This is a genomic window from Roseiarcus sp., from assembly GCF_052145395.1.
Lineage (GTDB): Bacteria > Pseudomonadota > Alphaproteobacteria > Rhizobiales > Beijerinckiaceae > Roseiarcus.
Genome location: NZ_JBKQOT010000125.1, coordinates 1 through 5,652 on the forward strand (window position 1 = coordinate 1; position 5,652 = coordinate 5,652).

The window sequence follows — 5,652 nt, forward strand, 5'->3', positions numbered from 1 at the left end:
GGTTTCGCCGTTGTACGGGGCAAATTGCATCAGGAGGCGCGCCTCGTCGCTGAGCTTGGCGCGCCAATAGGGCGTGGGGGCGAGTTTCTTGAGCCCGGCGGCTGCGAAGTCGCCGCGGGTGAGCGCCGCGCGCAGTCGTTCGAGCGGTTTGGCGAACCGGCCGGAGCGAAGCCCGCGATATGTGACGATTCGCATTCGGCAAGTGTACGCGAACGGCGCGCGGAAACCGCCTCATTCGGCCGGGCGACGCGGCGTCGAAGTCCATTTGGTGTCGGACGGTGATGCTCGGTGCGCGCCTAGCCCGGATCCCCGCTGTCAACGGCGCCGCGACACGTTCGGGCTTCGCCGCAACTTTCCAGCGCCGGCGAACTATCCCCGAATTCTGCGACGCCTCGGCGGGCATTCGGATCAGCGGTTCAGGAGGTCCTTGACCGATTTTGCCGAAGCGAATGTGAGTTTCTTTGACGCCGCAATCTTGATCTTCTCACCGCTGGCCGGATTGCGGCCTTCGCGCTCGGGCGTCGTTTTGACTTTGAACTTCCCGAACCCCGGTAGCGACACCTCCGCGCCGCTCGCCGCAGCCTCCACGATGTCCTTCAAGATGTCGTCGACAATCGACTTGGCTTGCACTTTGCTGACGCCATGCGTCTCTGACAGCTTTTCGACGAGTTCGGAAGTGTTCATTAACGAGGTTCCTTGGTTGGATTCGAGGCGGCTGTCATTTTTTTCACCGCGGCAGCATCGTCGCGCCTAGCCAGGCAGCTCAGCAGCAGGTAGCAGATGCCTTGGTTGTCGCCAGGGTTCAGCACGACCGCTGGAGCGCCTGAGCCGGATACCGGATCTGGAGCACGGTCAACGGCCAGTCGACGCAGGATAGCGCCGATGAAGCACTGCTGGTTAGCGATTTGGCCGGCCGTCGTGGGCGATGCTGCATGCGGCTGTGGCCGCGACTGCGAGCATGGATATTCGTCGGCGCGGCGAGGCAGAGCCCGGCGTGGGGCCCGAACCCTAACCGTTCAAAGGGGCTTGCTGCTTTTCCCGATGATGCTGAGGATTAGCCGGCCCAGGACGATGCGGCGCGCGACCGAGCTGGGATGTCGCAGGGCTTGCTGCAGCTGGCCCCCGGCGAGGCCGGCCCCGGTCACGATGCGGGCGGCCGTGGGCTGAAGGAACCGTGCGGCTTCGGACGAAGCGTCAGCCGCCCAGAGGCGTCGGGCGCTATCGAGGTGACGGGCGTCGATGTGGGACTCCGCGCTCAGAGAAGTCATCGTTCCCATCCTCCCTATGTGGTTACTTTTAAAACGGCGCGGGCCGGATAGCGCGCAAGATAGACATTTTCGCGGCGATTCGGCTGCGCCCGTATGAAGTTAGGCGGGCGATTGAGGGTACGCGATCCCGAGGAGACTCCCGGCCCAACTCTTCGTTCCATAACGCCCCATCCCCGAACTGCTCAAACCGCTCGCCGGCCCGACGACGCGGCATGGTGGTTCTGTCCCAATTGGACAGCGGGTCCATCGCTATGAGAGTCCGGCCGGAAACTGGCGGTTATCCTCTGACGACTATCCCTATGCACGCATGACCCGTATCGCGAGATCGTTGGCCGCCCAGCAAAAAGGGATTTGAGCTCATATCACCGTAATCCCGCGGTTTCATGATGGGGCGCGGCTCGGGTCTGGCCCGATCGGGTCGCCTTCGTATGTGCAAGCGGCGAGGAAGAACGCGACAGACTGCGAAACATGTGGGCCGATCTCCGACCGCAGCGCTGCAAGGTCCTCCCCGAACAGGCCGCCCATGATCATGGGCAAGAGGATCAGGTCCGCGAAGACGCGCGCCGTCACCGGCAGGTGATCGGGGGCGAACGCCGGCAGCGCTCCCATCTCGTCGGATTTGGCGAACTCGCCCAGGAGTTGGGCGATCGACTCCCGCCCCCGCTCCCGCGCCATCCGTTGGACGCTGCTCGCCAGATCGGGGAAATGGCGCGCCTCTGCGACCGTCACCCGCATCAACCCGAGCGCGTCGGAACCGAGGGCCCTCTCGAGAATCACCTCCGCCAGCGCCTTCAGACGCTCCTCGGTGGTCGAACCGGCTGCCGCAACGCTGACCGGGATCGTGTTCTCGCTGACTTTCCGCGAAACGACCGCGGTGAACAGCTCGTCCTTGCCGGGAAACCGGGCATAGATCGTCGGCTTTGAGGTGCCCGCCTCTCCAGCGATCTCGTCGATGGTCGCGCCCACGAAGCCTCGGTCCAAGAACACCTTCGTGGCCGCGTCCAGGATGCGCCGCTCCACTTCGCCCGCGAACTCGCGCCGTGGCCGACCGGGGCGGACGGGGCCGCGAGCCGACGAATCCATCGTTCTTGCCGGCCTTTCGCTCATCTCAATCCTGCCTCGTCTCTCCCCATCGCCTTTCCTGGGTTGGATAGAGCCGCGCCAGCCTGCTGTAAAGCCGAAAGGTACGATGCCGTTTTATTTGTCGGAGGCGCGAGCAACGCCGATATTCCGCCACAGTTTAACAATACGCGCTCGTTTCGATACCGTGTCGTTCAATTAGAAGGATTGGAACCGTGAATCATGTACGTGCCCTTCTGCTGCCGGCCGCAGCTTGCCTCATGGCCATCGCGACGCCGGCGCCCGCCCAGGACGCTTCATCTGGCGCTCATGGCCAACATCCCAGTCGCGCAGGGGCGCCGAGGATTCGCAAAGTGAGGCATGCGGTCCCGGCCACCGCAACCGCCGAGGTGCCGGACTCGAATTGCCGTCTCGAGATCTTCTACGTCGTCGGCATCACTCAGCCGAACTACACGACGATGTGCGGCCCGCGCTGAAATCGTCCGATGGGGAGAAAGATCGCCGGCGCCGTCTCGGCGGGGCCGGCCCGTCCGGAAACGGCAATTTACGGTGACAGTGCGCCGCGAGGCCGGCGAGGAGGTGGTGCAAATCCACTTCGATGCGATTACGGTGTCGCGACCGTCTTTACGATTGTGCCGCATGCCAATGACGCTCTGTATACACCCGAATACAATCATGATTGTGCCATTTTAAGCTTTCCGGCTGAGTGGGGTTGTTACCCCCTTCCGATAAACCCGAGAACGCGCATCTTTGGAGTTGTGGTTTGTATCGACTGCACTCGGCCCGACGAAAACTGGGAACTTCCGTTTAGGGTCAATTTGACCGGTTCATCAGACCATCGGCGAAGGGCCGCTCTTTGCGCATTACGGTCGCGCCAAAGGCTCGTTCGCATGTCCGGTCCTTTTCCGACCCACCGGTCATTTTGACCGAATAGAGTATATGGGTCGCCAGGAGCTGAGGCGGATGGCGAATATCAATCGCGAGCGGCGCGCGGAAATCGGCCGGGAGAAGCGAGCAAGGACACGAGGGCAATTGATCGCCGCGGCGAAGGCGCTGTTCTCGAAGCGGCGGTGGGACTCGGTCACGATTGACGAAGTGGTTCAAGAGGCGGGGGTCGCAAAGGGCACCTTTTACAGCCATTTCATCGATCTGGATGAGCTCGCCACGGCCGTCGCCGACGAGCTCATCGACACCTTCGACGATTTGATACAACCCGAGCGTTTGTCGATGTCCGATCCGCTTCTCCGGATCGCGTTCGGCTGTGACGCCTTCTTCGAGCAATCCCTGTCCGACCGCTCGTGGGCTTCGCTCGCAACGCGGATGGCGGCATCGCATCATGTGATCGGGCAGACCGTCCGGGTCAGGCTCTCGCGAGACCTACGCGACGCGCTTGAGAACGCGCGGCAGCCGGAATTGACGTTGGACCTGGGCGTCGAAGTGGTCTTTGGGATCATTCTTCAGGTCGCGGCGGCGATCGGCGAAGGGCGCCTTGATGATGGCGACCGGCCTGATGCGGTCCGATGCACGCTCGCCGCGATCGGCGTCGGCAGGCGCGACGCCGCGTCCATCGTCGCACGACTCGCTCGCGTCAGGAGCCCGTTCCGCTCGACGTCCTGAAGGGCCGGAGCCTCTCCGGCGACTCGTCGAACGCCGCCGGCTCCGGCTAAGAGCCCGACTCGGAATTCATGTTTCCTGACCTGCGAGCCTTGCGAGCCTGCGGGTGAGCAGGAAGGCGAGGGCGATGAGGAGCCATTCGAGGGCGGACTCGATGGTCGCCTCGAAGTCTTTGGCGAGGCGTCTGGCGCGGTTGATCCAGCCGAACGTCCGTTGGCGGAGTTCGCGTTGATTTTGCCGTTGCTTCCGGCGCCCAAGAGACGAGGACGCAAGCCGACCTGCGCGCGCGAGGTCTTGAATGCGCTGTTCTATTTGATCCGCTCGGGGTGTCCTTGGCGCCCAAGGACTTTCCCCCGTTCACCACGGTGCAGAACCGGTTCTACGCTTCTAAGTTAAGCGACTGAGCTCCATCCCGTTTTGCAGAACGTAAAGGGACACGATCACGGCACGACGGAATTGTGTGTGCGTCAGCAGCGTCGAAGGCCGGCTCGATCTCGGCGAACAGCGACCCATGACCATCGCGGCGGCGGCGGCGCGATAATCTTTGTCAGGTCCGACTTTTCACCGAGGCGGGCTCTCGCTTTCGCGACGCAGCCGCCACCTCCCGTGCACGCCGCACCGCGAGTTCTGCGTCTTCCGCCCTGACGCCGGGCGCACGCAGGATTCCCTGAACGACGTCCGGCACGTTCGCCGGGCGAAAGTCGCGCCTCAGTCGGCGAGCGCATAGCCTGAACAACAACGCCGACGACGAGATCGAAACCGAGCTCCTCCGAAAAGGAGGCCAGACGATCCTGACTTTGGGCGCGCCGCAGGTTTGCGTTCATTCGCTCTCGGCGACGCGTGCGACGGCCGGAAAGGCCCACAGGCCGTGAGCGATGAGCGCTCTCCAGGGAGGATTATGCTGAGCCTCGCCGATGAAGGCCGCGCAGCCGGCGGCGATCGCCTCGATCGGGTCGGCGACGGCGGGTCGGTTTGCCCGAGCGACATCATCGAATCCTTCCGCCAGTTCCGCCGCGACCGCATCCCACAGATCCTCGAGGTTGGAATAGAAGGCGCCTTTTGACGTCCCCGCCTGTCTCGTCACGTCTTCGACCGTGACGGAGGCGATCGACCGGCTCGTCAAGAGGACACAGGCGGCTCCGACTAGCTGCGCTCAGGTCCTGGCATGCCGCTCCCGGCCGATTTCCGAGCGCCGATTCAGGTCGACCTTGTTGAAAGCCTCCCCTTTCTTGGACAGACGAAAAAAATTCCAGGCGAGCGAAAAATTCTTGAAGCGAACGTCGCGACGGGCCCGCACCGAGCGCCGGCGGCTGGAAAACCAAGTCGCTCTCGGAGGCGGCTTGCTAGGGGAAGTCGCCGCAACGCGCGGAGCCGTCTGTGACGTCATGTCACGGTGGAATCGTTCGATCGGGCGCTTATCATTTGTGGAGAAACAGTTGCGCGATCACCGGTTCACGGAAGACGCGCCGATGAGCGATGCTCCTTAAGCATTTCTTCACGACGCAGGCGGCGAGCCAGTTCCATGGTCCGCGAGGTGGTTTGCGAGCCTGCCCGCGGCGCGGAGCGAATACGCGGCGCAACGCGCCGTGCGGCAATCGGCGAGGCGAGAGCAAACCCCGAACATGTCGACGTCGATGCGGACTTTGCCTCAAGAGACTACAACACGACGGCGAGCAAGCCCTGAGACCGG

General features: G+C 63.3%; 5 protein-coding genes and 4 pseudogenes. 3 read left to right on the forward strand and 6 right to left on the reverse strand.

Annotated features, from left to right (window positions below; genetic code table 11):
* The 4 genes and pseudogenes from ACLP25_RS04495 to ACLP25_RS04510 all read right to left on the reverse strand — a co-directional run.
* Window positions 1-195 (reverse strand): hypothetical protein (locus ACLP25_RS04495; protein ID WP_442468032.1); only part of this gene is annotated, 195 nt, incomplete at its 3' end.
* A gap of 213 nt (window positions 196-408) precedes the next feature.
* Window positions 409-687 (reverse strand): annotated as a pseudogene (locus ACLP25_RS04500) (HU family DNA-binding protein); the annotation flags it as partial.
* 329 nt (window positions 688-1,016) lie between these two features.
* Entirely contained in the window at window positions 1,017-1,268 is a 252-nt protein-coding gene (locus tag ACLP25_RS04505; RefSeq protein WP_442468033.1) for a hypothetical protein, read from the reverse strand.
* A gap of 381 nt (window positions 1,269-1,649) precedes the next feature.
* Window positions 1,650-2,375, reverse strand: a complete 726-nt coding sequence (locus ACLP25_RS04510; RefSeq protein ID WP_442468034.1) for a TetR/AcrR family transcriptional regulator — start codon at window positions 2,373-2,375, stop codon at window positions 1,650-1,652.
* A gap of 326 nt (window positions 2,376-2,701) precedes the next feature.
* On the opposite strand from ACLP25_RS04510, the gene ACLP25_RS04515 reads away from it, so the two are divergent.
* Both ACLP25_RS04515 and ACLP25_RS04520 read left to right on the forward strand, forming a co-directional pair.
* Window positions 2,702-2,824, forward strand: coding sequence for a hypothetical protein (locus ACLP25_RS04515; protein ID WP_442468035.1), 123 nt, complete (start codon window positions 2,702-2,704; stop codon window positions 2,822-2,824).
* Between the two features lie 487 nt (window positions 2,825-3,311).
* Window positions 3,312-3,965: a TetR/AcrR family transcriptional regulator gene (locus ACLP25_RS04520; RefSeq protein ID WP_442468036.1), complete on the forward strand. Its 654-nt coding sequence runs from the start codon at window positions 3,312-3,314 to the stop codon at window positions 3,963-3,965.
* A 66-nt stretch (window positions 3,966-4,031) separates the two neighbouring features.
* Here the strand turns inward: ACLP25_RS04520 and ACLP25_RS04525 are convergent.
* Window positions 4,032-4,178, reverse strand: a pseudogene (locus tag ACLP25_RS04525) (IS5/IS1182 family transposase); the annotation flags it as partial.
* 3 nt (window positions 4,179-4,181) lie between these two features.
* Here ACLP25_RS04525 and ACLP25_RS04530 point away from each other — a divergent pair.
* Window positions 4,182-4,345 (forward strand): annotated as a pseudogene (locus tag ACLP25_RS04530) (transposase); the annotation flags it as partial.
* A 437-nt stretch (window positions 4,346-4,782) separates the two neighbouring features.
* On the opposite strand, the pseudogene ACLP25_RS04535 reads toward ACLP25_RS04530, so the two are convergent.
* Window positions 4,783-5,091: pseudogene (locus ACLP25_RS04535) on the reverse strand (TetR/AcrR family transcriptional regulator); the annotation flags it as partial.
* Window positions 5,092-5,652: the final 561 nt, after the last annotated feature.